22 protein-coding genes are annotated in these 25663 nt (G+C 71.1%); 13 read left to right on the forward strand and 9 right to left on the reverse strand.

Going from position 1 to position 25663, the window contains the following annotated elements; all coding sequences use genetic code 11:
- Window positions 1-39 precede the first annotated feature (39 nt).
- Window positions 40-1503, reverse strand: coding sequence for an amidophosphoribosyltransferase (gene purF, locus AVP41_RS11800; protein WP_067164555.1), 1464 nt, complete (start codon window positions 1501-1503; stop codon window positions 40-42).
- A 10-nt stretch (window positions 1504-1513) separates the two neighbouring features.
- Window positions 1514-2626: a phosphoribosylformylglycinamidine cyclo-ligase gene (gene purM / locus AVP41_RS11805; RefSeq protein WP_197464321.1), complete on the reverse strand. Its 1113-nt coding sequence runs from the start codon at window positions 2624-2626 to the stop codon at window positions 1514-1516.
- A 673-nt stretch (window positions 2627-3299) separates the two neighbouring features.
- Between purM and AVP41_RS11810 the strand changes: the two genes are divergently transcribed.
- From AVP41_RS11810 to AVP41_RS11820, 3 genes are all read left to right on the forward strand, one after another.
- A complete protein-coding gene (locus AVP41_RS11810) occupies window positions 3300-3932 on the forward strand; it encodes an ABC transporter ATP-binding protein (RefSeq protein WP_067164559.1) in 633 nt (210 codons plus the stop codon).
- Window positions 3929-5140 carry an ABC transporter permease gene (locus AVP41_RS11815; protein ID WP_067164561.1) on the forward strand — a complete coding sequence of 404 codons (1212 nt, stop codon included), beginning with the start codon at window positions 3929-3931 and terminating at the stop codon, window positions 5138-5140. Before AVP41_RS11810 ends, AVP41_RS11815 begins: the two co-directional genes overlap by 4 nt.
- A 79-nt stretch (window positions 5141-5219) precedes the next feature.
- Window positions 5220-5822: a zinc-binding alcohol dehydrogenase gene (locus AVP41_RS11820; RefSeq protein WP_067164563.1), complete on the forward strand. Its 603-nt coding sequence runs from the start codon at window positions 5220-5222 to the stop codon at window positions 5820-5822.
- A gap of 36 nt (window positions 5823-5858) precedes the next feature.
- Here the strand turns inward: AVP41_RS11820 and AVP41_RS11825 are convergent, their stop codons facing one another.
- The 3 genes from AVP41_RS11825 to AVP41_RS11835 all read right to left on the reverse strand — a co-directional run bounded on the left by AVP41_RS11825 (window position 5859) and on the right by AVP41_RS11835 (window position 9792).
- Window positions 5859-6212, reverse strand: a complete 354-nt coding sequence (locus AVP41_RS11825) for a potassium transporter Trk (RefSeq protein WP_067164565.1) — start codon at window positions 6210-6212, stop codon at window positions 5859-5861.
- 62 nt (window positions 6213-6274) lie between these two features.
- Window positions 6275-7039, reverse strand: coding sequence for a lytic transglycosylase domain-containing protein (locus tag AVP41_RS11830; protein ID WP_067164567.1), 765 nt, complete (start codon window positions 7037-7039; stop codon window positions 6275-6277).
- 104 nt (window positions 7040-7143) lie between these two features.
- Entirely contained in the window at window positions 7144-9792 is a 2649-nt protein-coding gene (locus tag AVP41_RS11835) for a hypothetical protein (protein WP_067164569.1), read from the reverse strand.
- A 181-nt stretch (window positions 9793-9973) separates the two neighbouring features.
- Between AVP41_RS11835 and AVP41_RS11840 the strand changes: the two genes are divergently transcribed.
- Genes AVP41_RS11840 through AVP41_RS11860 form a run of 5 tightly spaced genes read left to right on the forward strand, consistent with a single transcriptional unit; the run spans window position 9974 to window position 16691 of the window.
- The gene (locus AVP41_RS11840) at window positions 9974-11095 is read left to right on the forward strand and encodes a heme/hemin ABC transporter substrate-binding protein (RefSeq protein WP_067164572.1); all 1122 of its coding nucleotides are present in this window, start codon (window positions 9974-9976) and stop codon (window positions 11093-11095) included.
- Complete coding sequence (locus AVP41_RS11845; protein WP_442922793.1) at window positions 11092-12183, forward strand: FecCD family ABC transporter permease; 1092 nt, start codon at window positions 11092-11094, stop codon at window positions 12181-12183. The genes AVP41_RS11840 and AVP41_RS11845 overlap by 4 nt, the downstream gene beginning before the upstream one ends.
- Window positions 12180-13040, forward strand: a complete 861-nt coding sequence (locus AVP41_RS11850; RefSeq protein WP_067164574.1) for a heme ABC transporter ATP-binding protein — start codon at window positions 12180-12182, stop codon at window positions 13038-13040. The genes AVP41_RS11845 and AVP41_RS11850 overlap by 4 nt, the downstream gene beginning before the upstream one ends.
- A complete protein-coding gene (locus AVP41_RS11855) occupies window positions 13037-13960 on the forward strand; it encodes a hypothetical protein (RefSeq protein WP_067164576.1) in 924 nt (307 codons plus the stop codon). The genes AVP41_RS11850 and AVP41_RS11855 overlap by 4 nt, the downstream gene beginning before the upstream one ends.
- Before the next feature lie 10 nt (window positions 13961-13970).
- Window positions 13971-16691: a hypothetical protein gene (locus AVP41_RS11860; protein ID WP_157532475.1), complete on the forward strand. Its 2721-nt coding sequence runs from the start codon at window positions 13971-13973 to the stop codon at window positions 16689-16691.
- 33 nt (window positions 16692-16724) lie between these two features.
- Here AVP41_RS11860 and AVP41_RS11865 read toward each other — a convergent pair whose 3' ends face one another.
- Window positions 16725-17081: a sterol carrier family protein gene (locus AVP41_RS11865; RefSeq protein ID WP_067164581.1), complete on the reverse strand. Its 357-nt coding sequence runs from the start codon at window positions 17079-17081 to the stop codon at window positions 16725-16727.
- Window positions 17082-17124: 43 nt separating this feature from the next.
- Between AVP41_RS11865 and purD the strand changes: the two genes are divergently transcribed.
- On the forward strand, window positions 17125-18411 hold the full coding sequence (purD, locus tag AVP41_RS11870) for a phosphoribosylamine--glycine ligase (RefSeq protein WP_067164583.1): 1287 nt from the start codon (window positions 17125-17127) through the stop codon (window positions 18409-18411).
- 56 nt (window positions 18412-18467) lie between these two features.
- Here purD and AVP41_RS11875 read toward each other — a convergent pair whose 3' ends face one another.
- Complete coding sequence (locus AVP41_RS11875; RefSeq protein ID WP_067164585.1) at window positions 18468-19994, reverse strand: DHA2 family efflux MFS transporter permease subunit; 1527 nt, start codon at window positions 19992-19994, stop codon at window positions 18468-18470.
- Window positions 19991-20620: a PadR family transcriptional regulator gene (locus tag AVP41_RS11880; RefSeq protein ID WP_067164587.1), complete on the reverse strand. Its 630-nt coding sequence runs from the start codon at window positions 20618-20620 to the stop codon at window positions 19991-19993. The genes AVP41_RS11875 and AVP41_RS11880 overlap by 4 nt, the downstream gene beginning before the upstream one ends.
- A 187-nt stretch (window positions 20621-20807) precedes the next feature.
- Here AVP41_RS11880 and AVP41_RS11885 point away from each other — a divergent pair, with 187 nt between their 5' ends.
- The 4 genes from AVP41_RS11885 (at window position 20808) to AVP41_RS11900 (ending at window position 24615) form a co-directional block, all read left to right on the forward strand.
- The gene (locus tag AVP41_RS11885; RefSeq protein ID WP_067165905.1) at window positions 20808-21131 is read left to right on the forward strand and encodes a hypothetical protein; all 324 of its coding nucleotides are present in this window, start codon (window positions 20808-20810) and stop codon (window positions 21129-21131) included.
- A 195-nt stretch (window positions 21132-21326) separates the two neighbouring features.
- The gene (locus AVP41_RS11890; protein ID WP_067164589.1) at window positions 21327-22214 is read left to right on the forward strand and encodes a phosphoribosylaminoimidazolesuccinocarboxamide synthase; all 888 of its coding nucleotides are present in this window, start codon (window positions 21327-21329) and stop codon (window positions 22212-22214) included.
- Between the two features lie 98 nt (window positions 22215-22312).
- Window positions 22313-23659, forward strand: coding sequence for a uracil-xanthine permease family protein (locus AVP41_RS11895; RefSeq protein WP_067164592.1), 1347 nt, complete (start codon window positions 22313-22315; stop codon window positions 23657-23659).
- A gap of 41 nt (window positions 23660-23700) precedes the next feature.
- Window positions 23701-24615, forward strand: coding sequence for a VOC family protein (locus AVP41_RS11900; protein WP_067164594.1), 915 nt, complete (start codon window positions 23701-23703; stop codon window positions 24613-24615).
- Window positions 24616-24646: 31 nt separating this feature from the next.
- Here AVP41_RS11900 and AVP41_RS11905 read toward each other — a convergent pair whose 3' ends face one another.
- Complete coding sequence (locus AVP41_RS11905) at window positions 24647-25660, reverse strand: LacI family DNA-binding transcriptional regulator (protein ID WP_067164596.1); 1014 nt, start codon at window positions 25658-25660, stop codon at window positions 24647-24649.
- Between the last annotated feature and the right edge of the window lie 3 nt (window positions 25661-25663).

The following is a 25663-nucleotide window of genomic DNA, read 5'->3' on the forward strand; positions in this document are numbered from 1 at the left end:
CGGCGCACGGCACCCGACCGGGCGGCAGCAGGGAGGCGGTCAGCTCTCCTGGTTGCCCTCGACCCAGGCCAAGTACTCCTCGGAGACGGTCCCGGTGATGTAGCGGCCGTCGAAGCAGCTCATGTCGAGGTCTTCGACATCGGGAGATCCCTCGAGGATGGCGGCCTTGAGGTCGTCCACCTCCTGGTAGACGAGGTAGTCGCACCCCAGCTCCTCGGCGATCTCGGGGATCGTCCGCCCATGGGCGACCAGTTCGTGACGCGAGGGCATGTTGATGCCGTACACGTGCGGGAACCGCACCGGCGGCGCGGCGGAGGCGAAGATGACGGACTTCGCCCCGGCGTCGCGCGCCATCTGGATGATCTCCTTCGACGTCGTGCCGCGCACGATGGAATCGTCGATCAGGAGCACGTTCTTGCCCTTGAACTCGCTCGACATGGCGTTGAGCTTCTGTCGCACGCTCTTCTTGCGCACGGCCTGCCCGGGCATGATGAACGTCCGGCCGACGTAGCGGTTCTTGTAGAACCCCTCGCGGTACTCGACCCCGAGCTTGCGGGCCACCTGCATCGCGGCGGGACGGGAGGAGTCGGGGATCGGCATGACGACGTCGATCGCGTCCTTCGGGGTGTACTTGGCGATCGTGTCGGCCAGACGCTCCCCCATCCGCAGCCGCGCTTCGTAGACGGAGATCCCGTTCATCTCGCTGTCGGGACGGGCGAGGTACACGTACTCGAACGAGCACGGCACCAGCTGCGGGTTGGTCGCGCACTGCTTCGTGTGCAGGCGGCCGTCGAGGTCGATGAAGACGGCCTCGCCGGGCTCCACATCGCGGACGACCTCGAATCCGCCGTTCTCGAGTACGAGCGATTCCGACGCGACCGTCCACTCGTACGCGCCGTTGTCGGCCTTGCGGGTACCGAGGATGAGCGGACGGATGCCGAAGGGATCGCGGAAGGCGAGGAGACCATAGCCGGCGATCAAGGCGATCGCCGCGTACGAGCCTTCCACGCGTTCGTGCACCCGCGCGACGGCCTGGAAGATCTGGGCCGGATCCAGCTCGAGACCGGAGATCGACTCCTGCAGCTCGTTCGCGAGCACGTTGACGAGCAGTTCGGTGTCCGACGAGGTGTTGAGGTGACGGCGATCGGTGCGGAAGAGCTCCTGCGTGAGCTCACGCGTGTTGGTCAGGTTGCCGTTGTGCACCAGCACGATGCCGTAGGGCGCGTTGACGTAGAACGGCTGGGCCTCTTCTTCGCTGGACGCGGTGCCCTTCGTGGCGTACCGGACGTGACCGAGCCCGATGTTGCCGAGCAGCGCCCGCATGTCGCGCGTGCGGAAGGCCTCGCGCACCTGCCCCTTGGCCTTGAAGATGTGGAACACCCCGCTGGCCTCGGCGGTGGCGATCCCCGTGGAATCCTGCCCCCGGTGCTGCAGCAGGAGCAGCGAGTCGTAGACCTCCTGGTTGGCCGGTCCCTGCCCGACGACCCCGACGATTCCGCACATCTGGTGTTGCTCAGTCCGTTTCTGCGTATGCGCTCACGAGCCGGACGGCGCCGCCGTCGACCCCCTTCGCGCCCTGTTCGAAATCACCGGCGGGACGCGCACCGTCGCCGACCACGCCGACCTGCCACGTGCGGATGCCGTCGGCGGTCAGCGCCTCGGCGGCGGCGGCGGCCTGCTCCGCCGCGACCACGGCGAGGAAGCCGATGCCGAGGTTCCACGTGCCCTCGGTGGCGGTGAGCTCGAGGTCGCCGAGATCGGCGAGCACCCGGAAGACCGGAGCGGGCGACCACGTCGACCGGTCGACCTCGGTCCACGTGCCCTGCGGCAGGACGCGCGCGAGGTTGGCGGCGATGCCCCCGCCGGTCACGTGGCTGAGGGAGTGGATCGCGTCGGGGAAACGCTCGAGCAGCCGCAGGAGCGGCGCCGTGTACAGGCGCGTCGGCTCGAGGAGGACCTCGCCCCACGTCGTGCCGAAGTCGGCCGCGTTGTCGCCGTACCCGATCCCGGCCCCGGCCACGATGTGGCGCACGAGCGAGTATCCGTTGGAGTGCAGCCCGCTCGATGCGAGCGCGAGGACGACATCGCCCGGACGCACCCGCTCGGCTCCCAGCACGCGCGAAGCCTCGACGACCCCGGTCGCGGCACCGGCGACGTCGTAGTCGTTGACGCCCAGGAGACCCGGGTGCTCCGCGGTCTCGCCGCCGACGAGGGCGGTGCCGGTCGCCGAGCACCCGTCGGCGATGCCGCGGACGATGTCGGCGATGCGCTCGGGGAAGACCTTCCCGCACGCGATGTAGTCGGTCATGAAGAGGGGCTTGGCCCCGACCACGACGATGTCGTCGACGACCATGCCGACGAGGTCCTGGCCGATGGTGTCGTGCTTGTCGATCGCCTGAGCGATCGCGACCTTCGTGCCCACGCCGTCGGTGGAGCTCGCCAGAAGCGGCTTCTCGTAGGACAGCAACGCGGAGGCGTCGAAGAGCCCCGCGAATCCGCCCACGCCACCGAGCACTTCGGCGCCGTGGGTGCGACGGACGGCCGACTTCATCAACTCGACGGCGAGGTCGCCTGCCGCAGTGTCGACGCCGGCTTCGGAATAGGGATTCGGTGGAGACGAGGCCACCCGCACAGCCTACCGGGCCGCGGCGTCCACGGCGCCCACGGTGCCGCAGGGTGCGCTGCAGGGGGCCTGTGGATATCTCTGCGGCGGCACTCATGCTGCGCTCTATCGTGCAGTGTGCATAAAAACCTGCTTCCGTTGAGAGTGGGGAAGGATCTATGCCGCGTCAGGACACCTCATCAGGAAATGGAGAACCGCATGAGCACCTCAACGAACACCCCCGCGCGCCCCGCTCGCCGCCGCACGGCGCTCGGCGCCGCCGCGCTCGCTCTCGCGATCACTTCACCGACCTCGTGCGCGCATCGACGGCCGACGACGCGCCGGGCACCGCGGGCATCCTCATCCGACCCCTCACCGACGGGACCGACCTCGCACCCGCCGACCGGGCGCGCGCACTCGCGATCCTGGCGACACTCGGCCCCCTGCGCTCCACGCTCGCGTCACAGGTCGACGAGCTGACCGCGGCGTACGCGCACGCCGCTCACAGCGGCCAGCGGCCAGCGGCCCGACGATCTGTCGCCCGCCGACGAGGACGAGCTCCGGTCGCGACTCGACGCCCGGCGCGGGTGTGCGGCCTCCGCCGCCATGTACCGCATCTCGACCGACGCGAGCGCACCGTGCGAACTCGGTATCACCCGCGACGCCATCCAGTCCGGCTTCGCTTTCTAGGAGAGTCATGATCGAACTTCACGACGTGTCCCGCAGCTACGACGACGGTTCCCGACGAACGACGGCGCTGCCTGCCGTGTCGGTGACCGCGCGAGATGGTGCCGTGCTGTGGCTGGCGGGGGCCTCGGGCTCAGGCAAGTCGACGCTGCTCGGGATCGCGGGCCTTCTCCTGCGTCCCGACTCCGGATCCGTGCGCTTGGGCGGCACCGACTTCACCCGGGCCTCCGACGCGCAGCGCACGGCCGCGCGCCGCCGGCTGATCGGTTTCGTGCCGCAGCAGCCGCGTCTCTTCCGTGACCTCACGGCGGCGCAGAACGTGGCGCTGGCCACCGCGCGCGCCGTCCCCGACCCGTCGGCGCTTTCTCTCGTCGGCCTCGCCCACCGCGCCGACAGCAAGGTGAAGACCCTGTCGGGTGGTGAGCAGCAGCGGGTCGCCATCACGCGCGCCCTGCAGACCGGTTCGGCGGCCCTCCTCGCCGACGAACCGACATCCGCGCTCGACGACGACAATGCGCGATCGGTCCTCGCTCTGTTCCGTCGACTGGCCGACGACGGCCGCTGCGTCGTGATCGCCTCTCACGATCCACGCGTCGGTGAGATCGCGGACGACGAGCTGACCCTCGAGGCGGCGAACCGATGAGGGCGCTGCGACTGGCACGGTGGCTGCTCCCCTCCGGCCTCCGCCGCGCGGTGGTGCCACTGACCCTCGCCGCCCTCGGAGTGGGGCTTCTGGGCGCGGCGCTCCCCATGATCGCCGACGCCGCCTCCGCGACCTCGCAGCGCACCGACGGTCTCGGCTCGGCCGTGCTGCGCGTCGTCGACGTCGGCTCCTACGGCCTCGACTCCGATCCTCGCCCGATCGACCGGCGCGCCATCTCCGATTTCCGGGAGATCGCTCACGTCGAGTCGGCCGAGGGGCGCGCCGTCGTCGATCTGTCGCTGGGGTCCGCCGCGACGAGTCGCACGCTCTCACTCGTCACACGTATCCCCGTCGTGCAGCCGCCGCTCCTCAGCGGTCGAGAGCCCGCCGCACCGGGCGAGGTGCTGCTGTCGCGTCGTGATGCCGCCGAGCTGCGCGTGGATGCCGGTGACGAAATCCCCTCGGAGTACACGCGCCCCGCCGACGACGGCACGGGGACCGGTGTCGACGGCACCGCCGTGGTCGTCGGCATCTACGACGACGACGTCGCCGGTATCGACGGTCCACATGTCGCCTACGGCGTCGGCGACATGGTGCTCGACCTGCTCGGCGCCTCTCGCGGGCACTCGCTCGCCTGGATGCACGACAACTTCGCCTACCCGAAGGCGTTCGTGGTGCTCGACGATGCGGCAGCCCTCCCCGGCTTCGTCGAGAAGATGCGCGACGACGGCTACTCGCCGACGAGCCTGGCCTCGATGCTCACCGGCGTCTCGTCTGCCCAGAGCTTCCTGAACGGGCTGCAACCCGTGCTGATCGCACTGCTGGTGATCCAGCTGGTGGTCGTCGGATGGTCGACGTCATCGGCTTTCGTGTCGGCACGACGCGGCGAAGTGGGTGTCCTCCGCGCGCTCGGCTGGCGCCCGCGGGAGATCGTCAGCACGTTTGTCGCGCAGTTCGCCGCGCAAGGCGCGGTGGTGGGGATAGCGGGCGCACTCCTCGCCCTGCTCGCTGCCGTGCTCGTCGCGAGCCGCGGCGGCCTCGATGTGCTCGGCATCCCTCTCAGCGTCACGATCGACGGCGCGCTGTTCGGCCGGCTGGCGATGATGGTCGCCGGCACGATCGGCTGCTTCGTGCTGGCCGCGGCACTGCCGGTGCGGCGGGCGGCCGCCGTGGAACCCGACGAGGCCATCCGCGAGCTCGGCACGTGACGTCCGCGGGCGGATCGTGCCGCCGACCGCTGACCCCCCCCCCCCCCCGCGACGACCGACCTTCTCTAGGATGGGCGGCATGAACGCGCCGACCGGACCTGAGTGGGTCGTGCGCGAGGACGCCGGGCTCGCGGTGCTCGTTGCGCTCTACCTGCGCCAGATACTGGGGCTGCGTTTCCCCGATGAGCTGCCGCTCCTCCGCGGCGCCCCCACCCAGGACACCCCGGAGTTCGAGCGCGATCCCGAGCTGGACCGGCAGTGGCGGGCGTTCTGGGACATGACAGTGGAGCCGCAGGCGCACCCGTCGCCCGTACCGCTGGATCTCGTCGACGGCTTCGAGATGGTGATCGCGCTCCCCACGGAAGGGTTCGCACAGCTCCACGCGGCGATCCTCCCGCACGGTCCTGCTGCGGTCGCGTTCGCGCGAGCGGCGTACGAGCGCTATCAGGCGAGCGTGGGCGCGGCGTCGTCGTATCGGGCCTACGCGAGTGCGATCGCACAGCACGAGAGGCGGGTGGGCCGCCGGGCGCATTCCTTCGAGCTGAACGTGCAGGTGCTGCCGCTGACGCAGCGGGGAGTGTGGTGGATCGGCGCACTGACGGTCGCCGTCACCGACGGCCTGCGCGGCGACGTGGCTGCGTTCGACTCCGCCATCGCTCCGGTGATCGCCGACCTCGCCTGAAACCCACCGCCGCATCGGTCTCGCGGCGGGGAGAGCTCACGCCGCGTCGGGCGACTCGACCACCGTCTCGCGGTCGATGCGCACCTCACGGGTCCGTCGTCCGACGACCCGGTCGAGGATCAACGCGACGACCCCTCCGACCGCCAGTCCGATCGGGGCGAAGATGAGCGCCAAGAACCCGAGCACCTGCGGCGTCGAGTAGGTGAGACCCGTGTAGTCGCTCGTGTCCCCCGCGGGGGCACCCGTCTCGATCGGACCGCCTCCGAACGCGAACGTCAGGATGACGGCGACGAGGACTCCCACCAGCGCCCCACCCACCAGGAACACGCCGTATCGGGGGGCGCGACGCACGCGCGCCGTCTCGATTCGGTGACCGGCAGTGGAGGACATGCGCCCATTCTCCCACTCCTGCGGCGCGGCGTCGTGGGCGCGGGGTCGTCGACGCGGGATCGTCACCCGCCCCCGGCATAGAACGCGGCCGCCTCGGCGACGCGGTCGTTGTACTCGACGCTGCGGTTGTACGCCGTGACGGCGTCGATCCACCCCTCGCCGCTCGTGAGGTCTCCTCCCGCCGCGCAGAGATACTCGGCGGCGGCGAGCGCGGCGTCATCGATCTGGTGGATCTCAGCGCGGCCATCGCCGTTGCCGTCCCGGCCCCACGCGGCCCAGGTGGAGGGCAGGAACTGCATCGGTCCGACGGCGCGGTCCCATCGAGCGTCGCCGTCGAGATCGCCGTCGTCGGTGTCGGAGATGCGCTCGGTCGAGGTCCCATCGAGGGCGATGCCGATGATGGCGGGGCGCGCAACGCCGTCGCCGCCGATCGCCGAGCCGCCGATCGTGCCGTGCTCACTCTCGACGAAGCCGATCGCGGCGAGCATGTTCCAGCCGATTCCGCACTCGGGGTGCGTGCGAGCCGCCTCGATCGCGGCGCCCGCGTAGGCGGCGAGCGCCCGGGTGGGGATCCCGGACCAACGGGCGGTCTCCGCGACCCACGCGGGGTCGGCGAGTGTCGAGATACCGAGCGGAGGCGACTCCGCCCGCGTCGCGGCCGGGTCGACCGGCGCCCCCGTGGGGGCGACGGCGGGAGCACCGGTCGAGGCGTCATCGGTTCCGTCGACGATCCGCCCGATCGTCGCGCCCGCGGCGACGACGGCAGCGGTGGCGAGCGTCGTGACGACGACACCGACGACGACGAGCGGACCGCGATGACGCGTCATGATCGGCCGTCCTCTCCTCTCGTCGGCGGCTCTTCCCCGGCGCGCACAGCCGCCCCGGTGGCGTCGACCTCATCGGTCGACGCCACCGGGGTGCGCGGGGCTGACTAGCGCGCGATGCGCTTCGCGGCGGACGTCTTGGTGACGGTCTTGTACCCCGCCTTGACGCCCTTGGCCTTGACGACCACGGTCTTGCCGCGGTCCGCCTTCTTCACGGTGTACGAGGCCTTGGTCGCCCCCTTGACCGCCTTGCCGCCCACGTACCACTGGTAGGTGACCTTCGTGCCCGTCGTCCATGTCCCGCGGACAGCCGTGAGCTTCTTGCCGATCTTGGCGGTGCCGGTGATCTTCGGCGTCGCGCCCTTCAGCGCGCCCCACGCGACCGTCTTCGCCGCCGACGTCTTCGACACCGTCGTGTAGCCCGCCTTCGATCCGGTCACCCGGACGGTCAGCTTCTTCCCGCGATCGGCCGCCACCGCCGTATAGGTGGACTTCGTCGCGCCCGTGATGACCGACCCACCGCGAAGCCACTGGTAGGTGAGCTTCGTGCCCGCCGTCCACGTGCCCGGCGTGGCCGTCAGCTTCTTACCCACCTGGGCGGTGCCGGTGACCTTCGGCGTCGCGCTCTTCAGCGCGCCCCACGCGACCGTCTTCGCCACCGACGTCTTCGACACCGTCGTGTAGCCCGCCTTCGATCCGGTCACCCGGACGGTCAGCTTCTTCCCGCGATCGGCCGCCACCGCCGTATAGGTGGACTTCGTCGCGCCCGTGATGACCGACCCACCGCGAAGCCACTGGTACGTGAGCTTCGTGCCCGCCGTCCACGTCCCCGGCTTGGCCGTCAGCGTGGCGCCCACCTGGGCGGTGCCGCTCAGGGTCGGGACCGGCGCCGACAGGGTCGCGGCGGCGACGGTGACCGTGTTCGAGGTCACGCTCGTCGTCGTGTATCCCGGTAGCGCGCCGGCCACTCGCACCGACAGGGTGGCACCGGCATCGGAAGCGGTCGGCGTGTACGTGGGCGAGGTGGCACCGGAGATCGGCGCGCCGCTACGCAGCCACTGGTAGGTCAGAGTCGCCCCTGCCGGCCAGCCGCCGGCCGCGGCCGTGAGGGCTGCGCCCACCGTGGCCGACGCGGGGATCGAGGCCGTCCCCGCGGCGACGGCGAACTCCAGCGGGGTGAATGTCGCGAACGCGGGGTAGTTGGCACCTCCGGCCGCGTAGGTGCGGATGCCCCACTGCTTGCCCGCGTCGAGCGGAAGGTCCTCGGCCCGGATCTCCACCTGGAAGGTCCCGTCGGGAGCGATGACCGCGCCGGAGCCACCGATGGCCGCCAGATTCTCCTCGCGGACGGCCCAGGTCGTGTACTCCGACAGTCCGTTGGTGTAGTTCGCCAGCCCCGTGCCGTCGGCGTTACGGGAAGCGAAGGCGATGTAGGCGCCGGTGAACTGGCCGGCCAGCGGCGGACGCGATCCCGACGTGGCGGGAGCGTTCGGAAGGAAGCCGGTGCCGCGGACGGTGACTGTCTCCCCGGCCGCCGACAGAGCCGTCGTCTTCGAGACGGTGACGGTCGGGGTGGGAACGTCGACCGTGACGGTGGCGGCACTCGAGGTCGTGGAGGCGCCTCCCGCACTCGCGACGACCCGGTACTGCCGAGCGGTGGCGCTGCTCGCCGTGAACGAGTAGGTGGCTGTCGTGGCTCCGGCGATGTCGTTCCAGGCATCCGAACCGATCGGCGCCGACTGCCACTGGTACGCGTCCGCCCCGGTGGCGGCGGCAGTCAGGGTGACGGCGTCGCCCGTCGTGACGGTCTGCGCGGCCGGCGACGCGGTGAAGGCCGGGCCGCTCGAGACGTCGAAGCTCACGGAGAGCGGTGTCGCCGGCTTGGCGGCATCACGCGCACCGCCCGAGGAGTACCAGTAGCTGGCCTGCCCCGTCTTCACGTTGAAGTCGACGTACGACTGCGGGAAAGCACCCCAGGTCGCGCCGGTGCGCGTCTGGGGGGTGCCGGTGGTCGCGACTTCGACGCCCAGGTAGTCGGGCGTGACGGTGAACGAGCCGTCCGCGGCGTCCACGTCGGTGAGGTTCGCCAGCACGATCTGCTCGGGGGCGATCGGCACCCACTGGCTCATGTCATCCATCGAGGTCCCGTACCCGGACGCGGTCGCGGTGACCTGTCCGGTGCCGTCGGCGTCCACGGTGAGTACGGGGTCGCTCACCGACCAATAGGTGAGTCCGCCATAGAAGACGACGGTGAAGTCCCCATCCCACGAGATCTCGAGCGAGCCGTCGGCGGCGACCTCACCCGTTCCGGCGCCGATGACGACGGCGTTGCCCGAGGTGCTGCTCGTGTTCCCCGCACTGACGGCGGTCCCCGCCCCGGTCTGACACTTCGTCGACCACGTGGGAGTGATGGTGGCGCCGTCGGGGCCGTCTTTGACGATGCTGACGTTGCCGTCGGCGGTCTTGTAGAAGCCGTCGGACTCCGTCCACAAACGGGACGATCCGGTGTCACCCGCGATCCCCGCCGACAGGAAGTTGCACCCGCCGAAGAAGGCACCGCCTCCGGCCTCCTTGCTGAGGCCCCACGTGAAGACCGCGTCGGAGATGGTGCCCTCCGTCGCTGCGCTCGCGGCGAGCGGGGTGGCGGCGAGCCCCCCAGCCACGAGCGCGGCTGTCGCGAGGGTGGCGAGCGTGCCGCGGAGGGTTCCTCTGCGTGGCCTTCGGTCGGACAGATGGACGGGACGTGAGTGACTCACTGATCTCCCCCTGGGTCGATGTCGGGTGTTCGGACCCGGGTGGAGCTTCGCTACCGTGCAGTCCGGGCGAAGGTCATGTTAGCCTAACCTAAGTTGGTCGCACACCCCCCGGATTCCGTCACCGGAATGCGCTGTTGCGACTCTTTCTCGTGCCCGCATATACCGGCTCCGACAGGTCCTGATGCCCTCTTCCTTCCGCCGCCGCCTGCTCCCGCTGATCCTGGGCGCCATCCTCGTCCTCGCCGGTTGCGGGGTGACGGAACCCTCACCGGGCGAGGGATCACGCGGCGGAGACTGCCGCGGCGCCGACATCCCCCTCGCCCAGCTGGACCCCCTCGCCACGCCGAAGGAGTACGAGGGGCCGACGTCCGCCTGCCTCCCATCGGCGAGCCTGACGCCGGTCGACGGCGAGGCCGACCCCGACCTCCCCGCGACCGTCGTCGACAACCAGGGCACCGAGGTCACCGTCACCGACGTCAGCCGTATCCTCGCGCTCGACATCTCGGGCACCCTCTCGGCCACCGTGTTCGGGCTCGGACTGGGCGGCAACCTCGTGGGGCGCGACACCTCCACGGGATTCCCCGAGGCCGCGCACTTGCCCCTCGTGACCCAGAACGGCCACGAGCTCAACGGTGAGGCGATCCTGGAGCTGCAGCCCACGGTGATCCTCACCGACTCCTCGATCGGACCGTGGGACGTCGTGCTGCAGATGCGCGAAGCCGGCATTCCCGTCGTCCTGATCACGCCCGAGCGGAGCATGGAGAACGGGGACGAGATCATCCACTCGGTCGCCGCCGCCCTCGGCGTGCCCGACGCGGGGGCGCGCCTTGCGGAGCGGGTGAGCGCCGAGATCGACGACGTCGTCGCCCAGGTGGCCGCCCTGGCCCCCGCCGACCCGGCCGATCGTCCTCGCATCCTCTTCCTGTACGTCCGCGGAAGCGCCGGGATCTACTACATCTTCGGGGAGGGCTCGGGAGCGGACTCGTTGATCGAGAGCCTCGGCGGCATCGATGTGGCCGGGGAGATCGGGTGGCGAGGGATGCGTCCGATGACCGCGGAAGCGCTCGTGGACGCGGCACCCGACGTGATCCTGATGATGTCGAAGGGGCTCGCCTCGGTCGACGGCGTCGACGGCCTCCTCACACAGGTCCCCGCCGTCGCGGAGACCCCCGCCGGCCAGCACCGACGCATCGTCGACATGAGCGACGACGCGGTGCTGAGCTTCGGCCCCCGCTCGGCCGCCGTGATCGAGGCCCTCGCGCGCGCGATCTACGCCCCCGAGCAGAGCGGCGCCGCCCCGTGACCGGCTCGGCGACGCTGGAGAGCCACCGGGTGGATGCACGGCCGTCGAGGCCGCGGGCGCTGCGGCGGGGCGCCCTCATCGTCGGACTCGCCGTCGCCCTCGTCGCCCTCGTGCTCGTCTCGGCCGGAACGGGACAGCTCTACGTCCGTCCCGAAGAGGTCCTCGGCGCCCTCCTGCGCGGGCTCGGCATCCCGGTGGGGCCCCTCCCCGAGCATCCCCAGGGCTACAACGCGCTGTGGACGATCCGCTTCCCGCGGGTGGCGATGGCGGTGATCATCGGGGCGGCCCTGGCCGCCGCCGGCCTGCTCATGCAGGCGATCTTCGGCAATCCGCTCGCCGAGCCGGGGGTCGTCGGCGTCTCCTCGGGCGCTGCGCTGGGCGCCTCGGCGGTGATCGTGTTCGGGTGGACGTTCGCGGGCGAATGGACGATCGCGTTCGTCGCCTTCGCGACGGGCCTGCTGGCGACCCTCATCGTCTACACGATGAGCCGCGCCGGCGGACGCACGGAGGTGGTCACCCTCGTCCTCACCGGCATCGCCATCAACGCGTTCACGGGCGCCGGCCTGGCCTTCCTGACGTTCCTCGGCGACCAGCAGGCACGGGAGCAGATCGTCTTCTGGCAGCTCGGCAGCCTCAACGGCTCCCGCTGGCAGCAGGTGGGCATCGTCCTTCCCCTCATCGTCATCGGCCTGGTCGTCGCCTTCGCCGTCACCCGCTCGCTGGACCTGCTCGCGCTCGGGGAGAAGAGCGCACGCCACCTCGGAGTCAACGTCGAGCTCCTGCGCATCGTCGTGATCGTCGTCACGGCGCTCCTGGTGGGATCGGCGGTGGCGTTCGCCGGCATCATCGCGTTCGTCGGCCTCGTCGTGCCGCATCTCATGCGGATGATCATCGGCCCCGCGCATCTGCCCCTTCTCCTGACGAGCGTGCTCGGCGGAGCGGTCCTGCTGCTCGCGGCCGACCTCGTCGCCCGCACCGCGGTGCCGATGGCGGATCTGCCCATCGGGATGCTCACCTCGATCGTGGGCGGGCCGTTCTTCTTCTGGCTGCTGCGCCGCACCCGCAGCAAGGCGGGAGGGTGGGGATGATCGCCTCGCTCTTGTCGCGCTCCATCGAGCTGCCCGAGCGGCTGGCTCCGGGCGAGGCCGCCATCGACGCGCGCGGCGTCGGCGTCGAGATCGGCGGACGACGCATCCTCGACGACGCGTCGCTCACGGTGCACGCGGGAGAGGTCGTGGCCCTCATCGGCCCGAACGGGGCGGGCAAATCGACGCTGCTCGCCGCTCTCACGGGCGACCAACGGCGCACCTCCGGGACGGTCCGGATCGCGGGGCGCGACCTGGCGGACTGGTCACTGGCCGACCTCGCTCGTCGGCGCGCCGTCCTCCTCCAGGAGAACCGCGTCTCGTTCCCGTTCACGGTCGAGCAGGTCGTGGAGATGGGCCGCGCCCCGTGGCGACGGACCCCTCGCGAGGAGGAGGACGAGGAGGCGACCGCCGCCGCGCTGCGCGTCACCGACATCGAGCGGTTCCGGCAACGCCACGTTCCCTCGCTCTCCGGCGGCGAGCGCGCGCGGGCGGGGCTGGCGCGCGTGCTCGCCCAGCGCACCGGGATCCTGCTCTTGGACGAACCGACCGCGGCGCTGGACCTTCGGCACCAGGAGGACGTGCTGCGACTGACCCGCGAGTGCGCGGCGCACGGCGACGCGGTCGCCGTCGTCCTGCACGATCTGAACCTCGCCGCCGCTTACGCCGATCGCATCGTCCTCCTCTCCGAGGGACGCGTGGAGGCGACCGGGCGGCCCGAAGACGTCCTCACCCCCGCCCGGATCGCCGCGGTGTACCGCCAGGACGTCGAAGTGCTCACCCACCCCGTCTCGGGGGCCACCGTGATCCTGCCGGTCCGCTCCTCCGCCCGACCCGCCCATCGAGAGGTTCCCGCATGAGCGCTCCGTCCGCCCGTCGTCCGCTTCACCCGATGCGTCGGCGGCGCTCGACGTCCCGTGGGGCCGGGACGTTCTCGCGTCTGCTCTCGGGACTCCTGTTCGCGGCGCTGGTCGCCGGCGGCGTGGCGGTGGCCGGGCCCGCCGCGCCCGCCCACGCGGCCGCCTCGGTCGAGGTGCACGTCGACGGAAGCCCGGAGCTCACGGGAGTGGCCGATCCGACCTACCTCACGAAGCTCCGCGTGACCGGATCGGGTTTCCAGTCGATCAAGAACGGATTCGGCGGCATCTATGTCATGTTCGGCTGGGTCGACGACGGCTGGCGTCCCAGTCAGGGCGGCGTGACCGGTGCCGACTACCGCTACGTCCCCGACGACGAGGACAAGCCCACGGGCTACATCTCCTTCGTCGCGTTCCCCGGAAGCTCCACGTCGTACGCCGCCAACGGGGGCGAGGTCGATGCCGCGGGCAGGTGGTCGGCCGTCCTGGACGTGCCCGGCGCGACCTTCACCTCCCTCGACCGCGACGGCAAACCGGGCGAGGTGGACTGCCGCGTCGTTCAGTGCGGCGTGATCACCATCGGCGCACACGGCGTGAAGAACGCGAACAACGAGACCTTCACGCCGATCACGTTCCGTGACCTGTACGGCGAGGACACCCCGACGTCGGGAGGAACGAAGACCCCGTCGGCGGCGCCGACCCCCGCTCCGACCCACACGACGATCGTGGTCGAGGAGATCACGCCCGCCGCCGCCCCCGTCGCCGCCACCGAGGCCTCCGATACGACCGAGCTCCTCTCGATCCTGCTGTGGGCCGTGCTCGGGGTGGGAATCCTGGCGGTCCTCGCGATCGCGTTCCTGGTGTGGGCGGTGCTCTCACAGCGCCGCCGAACGCGTGAGGCGACGGACAAGGGAGGTGTCTGAGGTGACGGCGATGCGCACTCGGTCCTCGCTGCGGACGGCGCTCGGCCTCGCGACGGTCCTCGTGCTGCTCGCGGCGCCCTTCGCCGCCGCGCCCGCCATCGCCGCAGAGGACGTCGCGGCGCCGTCGGTGGCCGCGGAGGATCCCGCTCTGGACTCGACGACCGGCGACCAGGCGACCGGGGACCAGGCGACCGGGGACCAGGATCCGGCAGACGCCCCGGACGACTCCCCCGCGGATGGAGAGCCGGGCGGCCCCGACGCCGAGGGCCCGGAGCCCACCCCGGCACCGACGCCCACCCCCACGAGCACTCCGAGCCCGACACCGACCGGCCCCGCGCCGACGCCGGAGCCCACGGCCACCCTCGTTCCGACTCCGACGCCCACGCCCACCGCGAGCCCGTCCCCGACTCCCGACCCCGACCCCGACGGGCCGCTCGAGGTGTCCGACGTGCTCTTCGAGTGGGGCATCAACCACGAGAGCAACGGCGGCTCCTACTTCGGCGGCTGCAACTTCCTGTCCGCGGGCATCGCCGGCGACACCCGCAGCGCTCGCGTGTGGACGCAGGCCGATGGCTTCTACCGCTCCGAGGACGGCAACACGACGATCGTGCGGCCCACCGCCGACGGCAGTGCCCTCACCCAGCCCACGTGGGCGACTAAGTGTCAGACTCCGACGGGAGAGTCTGTCACCGGTGTCGTGAGCGCGACCTCCCCGCGCAGCCACACGGACTCCCGCGTGCAGATCGCGGGCGGATCCGGCACGATCGACGCCGCCGCGGGGACGGCGCAGATCTCGTGGCAGGGCTCCTTCACCGTCGCGTACTACGGCGGCATGACCTACTGGTCGGCGTCCGACCCCGTGCTGACGGTCGCCCCCGACGGGGCCGGTACGCTCACCGCGCGGCTCTCCGGCTACGCGGCCGACATGGACGACCCGTCGATCTGGGCGCCGCTCCCGGCGCGGACCGTGACCCTCGCCACCTTCCGCGGCGTCGACGTATCCGCCTCCGGCCTGACCCTTCGTCCCGACTTCCTCGACGTCACCATTCCGGCCGAGATCGCCGGACGCAATCCGCAGGCGGTCAAGACGGCGGCCAACGCGGCGTGGTGGGGAGCGTTCCCGTCCGACTTCCTGCGCTTCCAGGAGCTGACGGGCCAGAACTCCTACTGGTACACGACCGACGGAGGGGCCGACAGCATCCAGCCCCGGAAGGTCCCCACGCCCGTCGTCGTCACGGTCGGTGCGCGCACCCCCGCCCCCATCGCGCCCGCCGTCACGTCGCATCCGCAGTCGACGACGGTCGAGGACGGACGGACGGCGTCCTTCACCGTCACCGCGAGCGGACGACCGTTGACCTACCGCTGGCAGAGCCGGACCCCGTCGACGGAATGGACCGAGGTCGAGGGCGCGACCACCGCGGCCCTCACGGTGACCGCCGCGCGGGCGCTCGACGGCAGCCGATACCGCGTCGTCGTCTCCAACGCGCTGGGCGAGGCCGTCTCGCGCGAGGCGACCCTCACGGTGCGCGCCGCGGGCGCGGCCGAACCGGGCGATGACGGAGGCACGACGCCCGAGGGAGAGGGGCCACGGGAGACCTCCGGTGCGCTGTTCGACTGGGGCATCAACAACGAGAGCAGCGGCGGCGCCTATTTCGGCGGCTGCAACTTCCTCTCCGCGGGGGTCGCGGGCGATGCCGGATCGGCGCGGGTCTGGACGGAAGCCGACGGCTTCTACCGCAGCCGCGACGGCAACACCACGATTGTGCGACGCACGGACGGCATCGACGAACGACCCGCGTGGTCGACCCGGTGCGACACCCCCGAGGGCACGAGCGTCAACGGCAAGACGACGAGCGCGGCCGACAGCGTCACCCAGACGCGGGTGCGGATCACCGGAGGCACCGGCGTCATCGACCCCGACAAGGGCACCGCACGCCTGTCCTGGAAAGGCGCGTTCACGGTCGCCTACTACGGCGGTATGACCTACTGGTCGGCCGCCGACCCCGTCCTCACGGTCGACGCCGACGGTTCCGGCACGCTCACCGCGACCCTCTCCGGCTACGCCTCGGACATGGACGACACGTCGGTGTGGGGCCGCATCGCGCCCCGATCGGTCGTGTTGGCGACGCTGACGGGCGTGGAGATCACGCGCAACGGGCTCACTCATACACCCGACTACCTGGGCGTCTCCGTTCCGTCCGAGATCGCGGGACGGAACCCGCAGCCGGCGCGGATGGCGGAGAACCGGGGATGGTGGGGGGCGTTCCCCGCCGATTTCGTGCGGTTCCAGACCCTCACGGGACAGAGCTCGTACTGGTACACGACCGCGGGCGGCGCGGGCACGATCCAGCCCCGGAAGGTGCCGCTGCCGATCACGGTGTGCGCGACGGAGAACTGCCGTGTCCCCGAGGCCACCGCCGCGGACGGCCCCGACTCCCTGACGCTCACGCAGACGGCGGTCGCACCGCCGAAGCCCCGGCTTCGCGCCGCCGCCCAGGCGCCGGTTCCGCCGCAGGCGGCGCACGAGGTCGTCCTCATCCAGCAGGTCGCCGCTGCCCCGGTCGTCTCCGCCGCAGCGGCGATCGACGAGCGGGTCGTGTGGGCCGCGGCTGCGCTCGCGGCGATGCTCGCCGTGCTCGTGCTCATCGCGGGCCTCGGCGGCGTGGTGGTGCTGGCGGGGTCACCGCCCCCGGCCGGTGGGCGGTCCTCGCCCTCGGCGACGGGCGGCTGACGGGGTCGGCGGACGGACGGACGGACCGCGGGGCTACGGACGCAGGGGCAGGAGAGCCGTGAGGTCTGCGCGCGTCCCGGAGGCCAGGATCCGGCCGGCGGCGACCGCGTCGCGCCATCCGAGCGTTCCCGTGGCGAGGGCGATCCAGGTGGTCGCGTCGGTCTCCACGACGTTGGGCGGGGTCCCCCGCGTGTGACGGGGACCCTCGAGCACCTGCACGGCGCCGAACGGCGGCACCCGCACCTCCACCGAGTTGCCCGGTGCCTTCTCCGCGAGCAGCTGCAGCAGGTAGCGCACCGCCGTGGCGAGGTCGGTGCGGGCCGGCGCATCGCCGGCGGTCACAGCGGCGAGGGCCGCACGCCCGTCGTCGGTGGAGATCTTGCGCGCCATGGACTCCACCGTAGCCGCGAGGCCGCGTCGCTAGGCTGGAGGGGTGCGCATCCTCGTCCTCGGTTCCGGTGCCCGCGAGCACGCCATCCTCCTCGCCCTGAAGGGAGAGGAGGACGGTCACGAGCTGTTCGCCGCCCCCGGGAATGCCGGCATCGGCGAGGTCGCCGCCCTCGTTCCCACCCTCGACCCGGTCGACCCCGCAGCGGTCACCGAGTACGCCAACGCCGAACGCATCGACCTCGTCGTCGTCGGCCCCGAGGCCCCGCTCGTCGCCGGCGTCGCCGACGCCCTCCGCGAGCGCGGCATCCCGGTCTTCGGCCCCGGCAAGGCGGCCGCGCAGCTGGAGGGCTCGAAGGCATTCGCCAAGCGGATCATGGAGGCCGCCGGAGTTCCGACCGGACGCGCGACCCGGGCCCACACGCGCGCGGAGGTCGAGTCCGCCCTCGACGCCTACGGGGCGCCCTACGTCGTCAAGGCCGACGGCCTCGCCGCCGGGAAAGGCGTCATCGTCACGTCGGATCGAGAGGCCGCCCTCGCGCACGCCGACGCCTACCTGGGCGCGTCCCCCGTCCTGATCGAGGAGTTCCTCAGCGGCCCCGAGGTCTCCCTCTTCTTCGTATCCGACGGTGACACCGTCCGGGCGCTGAGCCCCGCCCAGGACTTCAAGCGCGCCTACGACGGCGACGAAGGTCCGAACACCGGCGGCATGGGCGCGTACTCCCCTCTCCCGTGGCTGGCGGGCGCGTTCGGCGGCGAGGAGGAGTTCGTCGCCGAGGTCACCCGGACCGTCGCCGAGCCGGTCATCCGCCAGCTCGACGCGGAGGGAACCCCCTTCATCGGCCTCCTCTATGCCGGGCTGATCCTCACCGAGCAGGGCGTGAAGGTCATCGAGTTCAACGCCCGCTTCGGCGATCCGGAGACCCAGGTCGTGCTCGCCCGGCTCGCGACTCCCCTGTCGAGCCTCCTCATGGCCGCCGCCAGCGGAAACCTGGAGGACGAGCCGGCACCGCAGTTCGCCGAAGCGGCGGCAGTGACGGTGGTCGTGGCGAGCGAGGGTTACCCCGAGGCGCCCGTGACCGGTCGGGAGATCCACGGGATCGAGGCCGCGGAGGCCGTCGAGGGAGTGCATCTCGCGCACGCGGCCACGGCCGCACGCGAGGGAGCACTCGTCGCGACCGGCGGACGCGTCCTGAACGTCGTGGCGCTCGGCAACACGTTCTTCCAGGCCCGCGATCGCGCCTACCGTGCGGTGGACGCCCTCACGCTGGACGGGTCGCACCACCGCCGCGACATCGCCGCCCGCGTCGCCGAGGAACCCTCTGCGGACTGACGACGCCCCCGTCCCGGCCGCGGGAGCGTCGTCCGTCGAGGGTCAGCGCCGCGCTGTCAGCGCTGCGGCGTGAGCGGCGGACGCCGCAAGAACAGCACGGCCACGACGCCGATCAGGATCACCGCGGCGGGAACGAGGATCGACTGCGCCATGGCCGTCGAGAAGCCGTCGAGCACGAACGGCGGCAGGGTCCCTCCGCCGAACTCCCCCGCCGCGTCGGACGCTCCGGGAAGGTTGGCGCTCAGGCGGGCCTGCATGACGGCGGCGATGGCGGCCGAACCGATCACCGATCCGATCGTGCGCGTGGTGTTGTAGATGCCGGCGCCGGCGCCCGCCTGACGCGGACCGAGGTTGCGGGTCGCCGTCGTGGCGAGCGGCCCCCACATCCCCGCGTTCCCGATCCCCATCACGGCCGAGGGGAGGAGGAACATCCAGATCGGCGTGTCCACGTTCATGAGGCTCGCGTACCAGAAGAGCGATCCGGCGACCATGAGCAGTCCCGGCACCAGCAGCAGACGCGGGTCGGAGCGATCCAGGAGCTTGCCGGCCAGGGGCGCGAGCACACCCGAGAGCACCGCCATCGGGATCATCAGCAGCGCCGCCTCGGTAGGGGTCAGTCCCCGCGCGAGCTGGACGAAGAACATGAGCGGGAGGGTCATGCTCGTCACGGTGAACCCGACCGTCGCGATCGTCAGGTTGGCCAGCGAGAAGTTCCGCTCGCGGAAGAGGTCGAGCGGCACGAGCGGCTCGCTCTTCGTCCGCGCCTGCGTCCAGATGAACACCGCCATCACGACCACCCCGGCCGCGATCATGGTCCACACCCACGGCGCCCAGGAGAACTTCTCCCCCTCCTGCAGCCCGAAGACGATGAGGAACAGCGCGGCCGCGCTCAGGACCACGCCCACCACATCGAAGCGGTGCGGATGGGTCTCCAGGGCGGGCACGAAGATCCAGGCCAGGACGAACCCGATCACGCCCACCGGCAGGTTGATGAAGAAGATCCACGCCCAGCCGAAGCCGTCGACGAGGAGGCCTCCCGCGAGGGGGCCCACGAGGGTCGCCATCCCGGCCGTGGCTCCCCACAGGCCCATGGCGGCGCCGCGGCGGTGGGGAGGAAAGGTGCGGGTGATGACGGCCATCGTCTGCGGCGTCATGAGCGCCGCGCCGAGGCCCTGCACGGCGCGCATCGCGATGAGCATCTCGAGCGACCCGGAGAGGCCGCAACCGAGCGAGGCGAGGGTGAAGATCGCCAAACCGATCAGGTAGATGTTCTTGGGTCCGAAGCGGTCGCCGAGGCGGCCCGTGATCAGCAGGGGCACCGCGTAGGCGAGCAGATAGGCGGAGGTCACCCACACGACGTTGTCGAGGTTGTTGGTGTCGGGGTCGAGGGCGGCCTTGATCGCGGGGTTGGCGACGGAGACGATCGTCGTGTCGACGAGGATCATGAAGAACCCGATCACCAGAGCCCAGAGCGCCGGCCACGGGCTTCGGGCGGGAGTGTCGGGAACGGAGTGGCCGGGAGCCGCGGCGCCGGAACGAGACGACGCGGTCGTGGGGACGGACGCAGTGGTGGGATCGGTCATGAGACGACGCTTTCTCTGAAGGCCTCGAGGCGGGCCATCGTGTCGGGCGGCAGTTCGTGCACGCCCCAGGGTGTGGCGGGATCGGCGAGCGCGGTCAGGACCGCGTCGAGCCAGGCGAGGTCGGCGTCGAGCAGATGGAGCTCACGCTGCGCCTCCACCAGGAACTGGAAGGGCACGCCGCGGGAACGGGCCGCGGCGAGTCCGGCGCGGTGCTCCGCGCGGAAGTCGGCGAGCACGGCGCGGCGGCGGCCGAGGAGCTCGGCGACCTCTTCGCGCGGCAGATCGTGCGCCGAGGACAGGGCCACCCGGAACTCCAGGATGCGGTCGACCTGGGGAAGGTGACGGCGCACCCAGTCGGCCCCGGCTTCGCTGCCCTCGGGCGTGATCTCGTAGGTGGTGCGCTCGGGGCGGTTGCCGTCGCGGTCCACTCCCACTTCGGCGATCAGTCCCGCCCGTTCGAGGCGTGCGACGGTGTGGTACAGCGTGCCCCGCGAGCCCCCGACGAGGCGGTCGTCGCGCCGCTGGTGCAGGAGCCGGAGCATCTCGTAGGGGTGCATCGGGCGCTCGCGGAGGAGTCCGAGCACCACGACGGCGAGCGGGGTGAGCGCGCGGGCATCGCCGGTCATTCGCTGTCCCTCCCGTCCCGTCACGGCCATCTCGGATGAATAGTCCAGATGGACTATATACCCATTTCTCCTTCGTCGAGAGCACATGCTCAGGTCGAGTGCATACCTTGTCGACGTCATCACGGTGTGCGCTCGATGCGAGCATGTGCTCTCGACGCCCGAGACGGGGCGGGCGTACGCTGACGGCGTGTCCCGGGAACGTGCGCGAGAGGTGTTCGACGAGATCGCGGCGGATTGCCTCGTGCGCGACGGCGTCGACCTCGGTCGCATCTTTTCGGCCACCGGGCTGCGAGTGCGGGGCAAGGCATTCGCGTTTCCCATCGCGGAGGGTCTGCTGGCCAAGCTCCCCGAGGACCGCGTCACGCAGCTCGAGGCCGAGGGACGCGGCGAACGGATGGTGATGCGCGGCCGAGCGATGCGCGAGTGGATCCTCGTGGACAACCGCGACCTCGACCTCTGGCCCGACGTCATCGAAGAGGCCCTCGCCTTCGTGGACGGCATCACCCCCTGACGCCCGCGCCGTCGTCCACCCACGGATGCCCCCTCCCTTTGTCGAGAGCACATGCTCTGGCCGAGCGCATACCTCGTTGACGTCATCCCGGTGTGCGCTCGATGGGAGCATGTGCTCTCGACGGTCGACGGTCAGCGGGGGGCACGGGAACGGGCACCGGCACCGGCACCGGCGCGGAGCCTCGATAATGGACGGGTGACGGATGCGCCCGCGACCCTGCCCGGCTGGACCCACGTGTACTCGGGAAAGGTCCGTGACCTCTACCGGCCCGACAGCGGACGGGACGGCACGATGCTCGTCGTCGCGAGCGACCGCGTGAGCGCGTTCGACCACGTGCTCGACCCCGGGATCCCCGGCAAAGGCGCTCTGCTCACGGAGCTCAGCCTCTGGTGGTTCGACCAGCTCGGCGGGGCCGACGGCGGCCGCCCGATCCCAAACCACCTCGTTCCGGGAGCCAGCGCCCCCGAGGCCGTGGCCGATCGCGCGATGGTCGTCAAGGCCCTCGCGATGCAGCCGATCGAGTGCGTCGTGCGCGGATACCTCACCGGATCCGGCTGGACCGAGTATCAGCAGACCCGAACGGTGTGCGGCGTCGCCCTGCCCGAGGGGCTGGAGAACGGCGACCGCCTTCCCGAGCCGATCTTCACGCCCGCCTACAAGGCGCCGCTCGGCGAGCACGACGAGAACATCACGTTCGAGGAGACCGTCGACATCGTTGGCGCCGACCGCGCGGCCGAGCTGCGCGACGCGTCGATCGAGGCCTACACGCGCGCCTCGACGATCGCGGAGGCGAAGGGCCTCATCCTCGCCGACACGAAGTTCGAGTTCGGCCTCGACGCCGACGACGTGCTCACCCTGGCCGACGAGGTGCTGACGAGCGACTCGTCGCGGTACTGGGACGCGGAGGCGTGGCGCACGGGGTCCACCCCGGCGGAGCGGATGGCAAGCTTCGACAAGCAGATCGTCCGCGATTGGCTGGCCGCGAAGTGGGACAAGACCGGCACCCCGCCCCCGCTTCCCGCGGAGATCGTCGACCGGACGGCGGCCACGTATCGCGAACTGGTCGGGCGGCTCACCCGCTGATCCTCGCCGGAACTTCCGGCCTGTCACAACCACGCTCCCAGGGTTCTCCCAGATAGCCTGACCCCAGGCACCCCCACACCCTTTCGAGGAGCACACTCATGCCCATCTGGACCCTCCACGGTGACGGCCGCCGCATCGCCGCCGGCGCCGTCGTCAAGCCGCACGAACGCCTCGCCTGGGGCGGCACGATCGCGATCGGCGCGCAGCACGTCGTCGCCATGTTCGGAGCGACCTTCCTGGTTCCCATCATCACGGGGTTCCCGGTCAGCACGACGCTCCTGTTCTCCGGCCTCGGAACCCTCCTCTTCCTCCTGCTGACGCGCAATCGCCTTCCCAGCTACTTGGGCTCCTCCTTCGCGTTCCTCGCGCCGATCCTCGCCCTCGGGCCGGGGGGCGGGAAGCCCCTGAACACCCCCGAACAGTACGGACAGGCGCTCCTCGGCGTCTTCGCCGCGGGTGTGCTGCTGGCCGGTGTCGGCTTCCTCGTGCAGGCCACCGGCACCCGCTGGATCGAGAGGCTGATGCCGCCGGTCGTCTCGGGCGCGATCGTCGCTCTGATCGGCCTCAACCTGGCTCCCGCCGCCTGGAACAACTTCAGCAAGGACGCCCTCCTCGGAACCATCACCCTCGTCGCCTGCATCCTGTTCGCCGTGCTCTTCCGGGGGTTCCTGGGGCGGGTCTCGATCTTCCTCGGCGTCGTCGTCGGCTACGTCGCGGCGATCATCCTGAATCGCGTCGACTTCTCGGGCGTCGAGGCAGCGGCCTGGGTCGGCCTGCCGCAGTTCCACTTCCCCGCGTTCGGCGACCCGGTCGCCTGGGGCGCGCTGCCGATGTTCCTGCCGGTCGTGCTCGTGCTGATCGCCGAGAACGTCGGACACGTACGCGGCGTCGCGACGATGACCGGCGACCCCGGCATCAACCGGCACACCGGCCGCGCGCTCGTCGCCGACGGCCTCGCCACCGCCGTCGCGGGCGGCTTCGGCGGCTCGGGCACCACGACCTACGGCGAGAACATCGGCGTCATGGCCGCCACCCGCGTCTACTCCACCGCCGCGTACTGGGTGGCCGGCATCGTCGCGGTGCTCCTCGCCTTCTCGCCCAAGGTCGGGGCAGTCATCTTCGCGATGCCCCCCGGCGTGCTGGGCGGGGTGACCACCGCGCTCTACGGCCTCATCGGGGTCATCGGCATCAAGATCTGGGTCGACAACCAGGTGGACTTCTCCCGCCCGGTGAACCAGTACACGGTCGCCGTCGCGTTCATCATCGCGATCGCGGGCTTCACGATGAACCTCGGCGCCCTCACCTTCGGCGCGATCGTGCTCGGGACGTTCGCGGCGCTGGCGATCTACCACGGCGGCAATGCGATCGCACGGTGGCGCAAGACGGGTGCCGACGACGGCGGCCCCATCGTCCCGATCGGACAGCTCGGCGGCGATCCGCAGTAGCCCCTGGAATACCGGTCCGAGGCCGGAGGTTGTCCATTCACATGAATGAGCAACCTCCGGCCTCCGGCGTTCCGGCCCTCGCACCCGCGACCACCATGGGTGCCGTGACGCTGCTCGTCGGCGACCTCGATGCGATGACCCGCTTCTACCGCGACGTCATCACCCTGCAGGTGATCGCCGCCGAAGGCGACACCGTCACGCTCGGTCGCGGCGGACGGCCCCTCATCGTGCTGCGACACGATCCCTCCCTCCGTCACGCCGCCGCCGGATCGGCCGGCCTCTTCCACACCGCGATCCTCTTCGAGACGCAGGCCGCTCTCGCCGCCGCCCTGCTGTCGGTCGCGCGCCACGCGCCGCAGACCTTCACCGGCAGCGCCGACCACCTCGTCAGCCAGGCCTTCTACCTCACCGACCCCGAGGGGAACGGGATCGAGCTGTACTGGGACCGCGACCGGTCGGAATGGTCGTGGACGCACGGACAGGTCGAGATGGCGACGCTGTACCTGGATCCGCAGGAGTTCCTGCGTGCGCACCTGCCTCGCGAAGGGGACGGCACCACCGCGACGGAGGCGGCCGCGCAGATCGGCCACGTGCACCTCTCCGTCGGCGACGTGGCCACCGCGCGGGCGTTCTACGTCGACGCGCTCGGGTTCGATGCGACCGCTTCTCTCGGCTCCCAAGCGCTGTTCGTCAGCGCCGGCGGCTACCACCACCACATGGCGATGAACGTGTGGAACTCCCGCGGCGCCGGGCCCCGCATGCCCGCCCTCGGCCTCGGCCGCGTCGACCTCACCCTCCCCGATGCCGACGCCCTCGGCGCTCTCGGCGAGCGGCTCCGCCACTACGGAGTCGCCGTGCGCGATGACGGACGCTCCCTCGGGTTCGACGACCCGTGGCTCAACGCGTTGTCGGCGACGGTCAGCGGACCTCCTTCGTCACTTTCGACGTCGTCGTGACGGTCTGACGCGGCGCGAGCGGGAGCCGCGTCTACGTCGAGTCGCGGACCACCAGCTCGGTGTCGAGGATCGTGACGTACGGCGGCTCCCCGCCGGAGAGCATCGCGAGGAGCACATCGGCCATGCACTCCCCCTGGGCGAGGGAGGGCTGACGCATCGTGGTCAGATGGGGCGTCACCGATCGCGCGACCGGAGAGTCGTCGAAGCCGATGATCGCCACGTCGTCCGGAACGCGGAGACCGGCGCGTGCGAGCACGGGCAAAGCTCCGCGCACCATGAGGTCGCTCGCGATGAAGAGGGCGTCGAACGGCTGCCCCGCATCGAGGATGCGCTGCATGGCGGCCGCACCGCCGTCGCTCGTGAAGTCGCCGTCTTCGACCGCGACCTCCGCGAGACCCGCGGCGGCCAACGCCTCGCGGAAACCGGTGAGGCGGTCGACGCCCGCGTGCATGGTCAGCGGACCGGTGATGGTCGCGATACGGCGCCGCCCTCGGCCGAGGAGGTGTTCCGTGGCGACGCGGCCGCCCGCGACATTGTCCACGTCGACGTAGTGGTCGTGCTCACGCTCGCGCAGCGGGCGACCGCCGTAGACGACGGGCACGGCGGCCGCGATCCGGTCGATGAAGGTGTCGCTCGTGTGGTGGGAGACGACGATCGCGCCATCGACCGCTCCGCTGCGGAGGTACGCGGTGGCTTTGTCCTGCGGATCGTCGCTGGCGACGATCAGGTTGAGCACGTAGTCCGAGCGGCTGAGCCGCTTGTTGATGCCCGAGACGATCGCGGCGAAGAACGGGTCGCCGAAGAACCGGCTCGTATCCTCGGGGACCACCAGCGCGATCGCCATCGTCGCGCGACTGGCCAGCGACCGTGCGGCGCGGTTGGGCACGTAGTTGAGTTCGGAGATGGCCTGACGCACGGCTTCCAGGGCGGCAGGACTGACGGCAGTGGAACCGTTCACCACTCGAGAGACTGTCGATCGCGAGACACCGGCTGCCGCTGCGACTTCTTCGATGGTGATCGCGGTCCGTGGGATATCGATGCTCACGGA

Origin of the sequence: Microbacterium sp. TNHR37B (assembly GCF_001620065.1) — a bacterium.
In the GTDB taxonomy this organism is placed as follows: domain Bacteria; phylum Actinomycetota; class Actinomycetes; order Actinomycetales; family Microbacteriaceae; genus Microbacterium.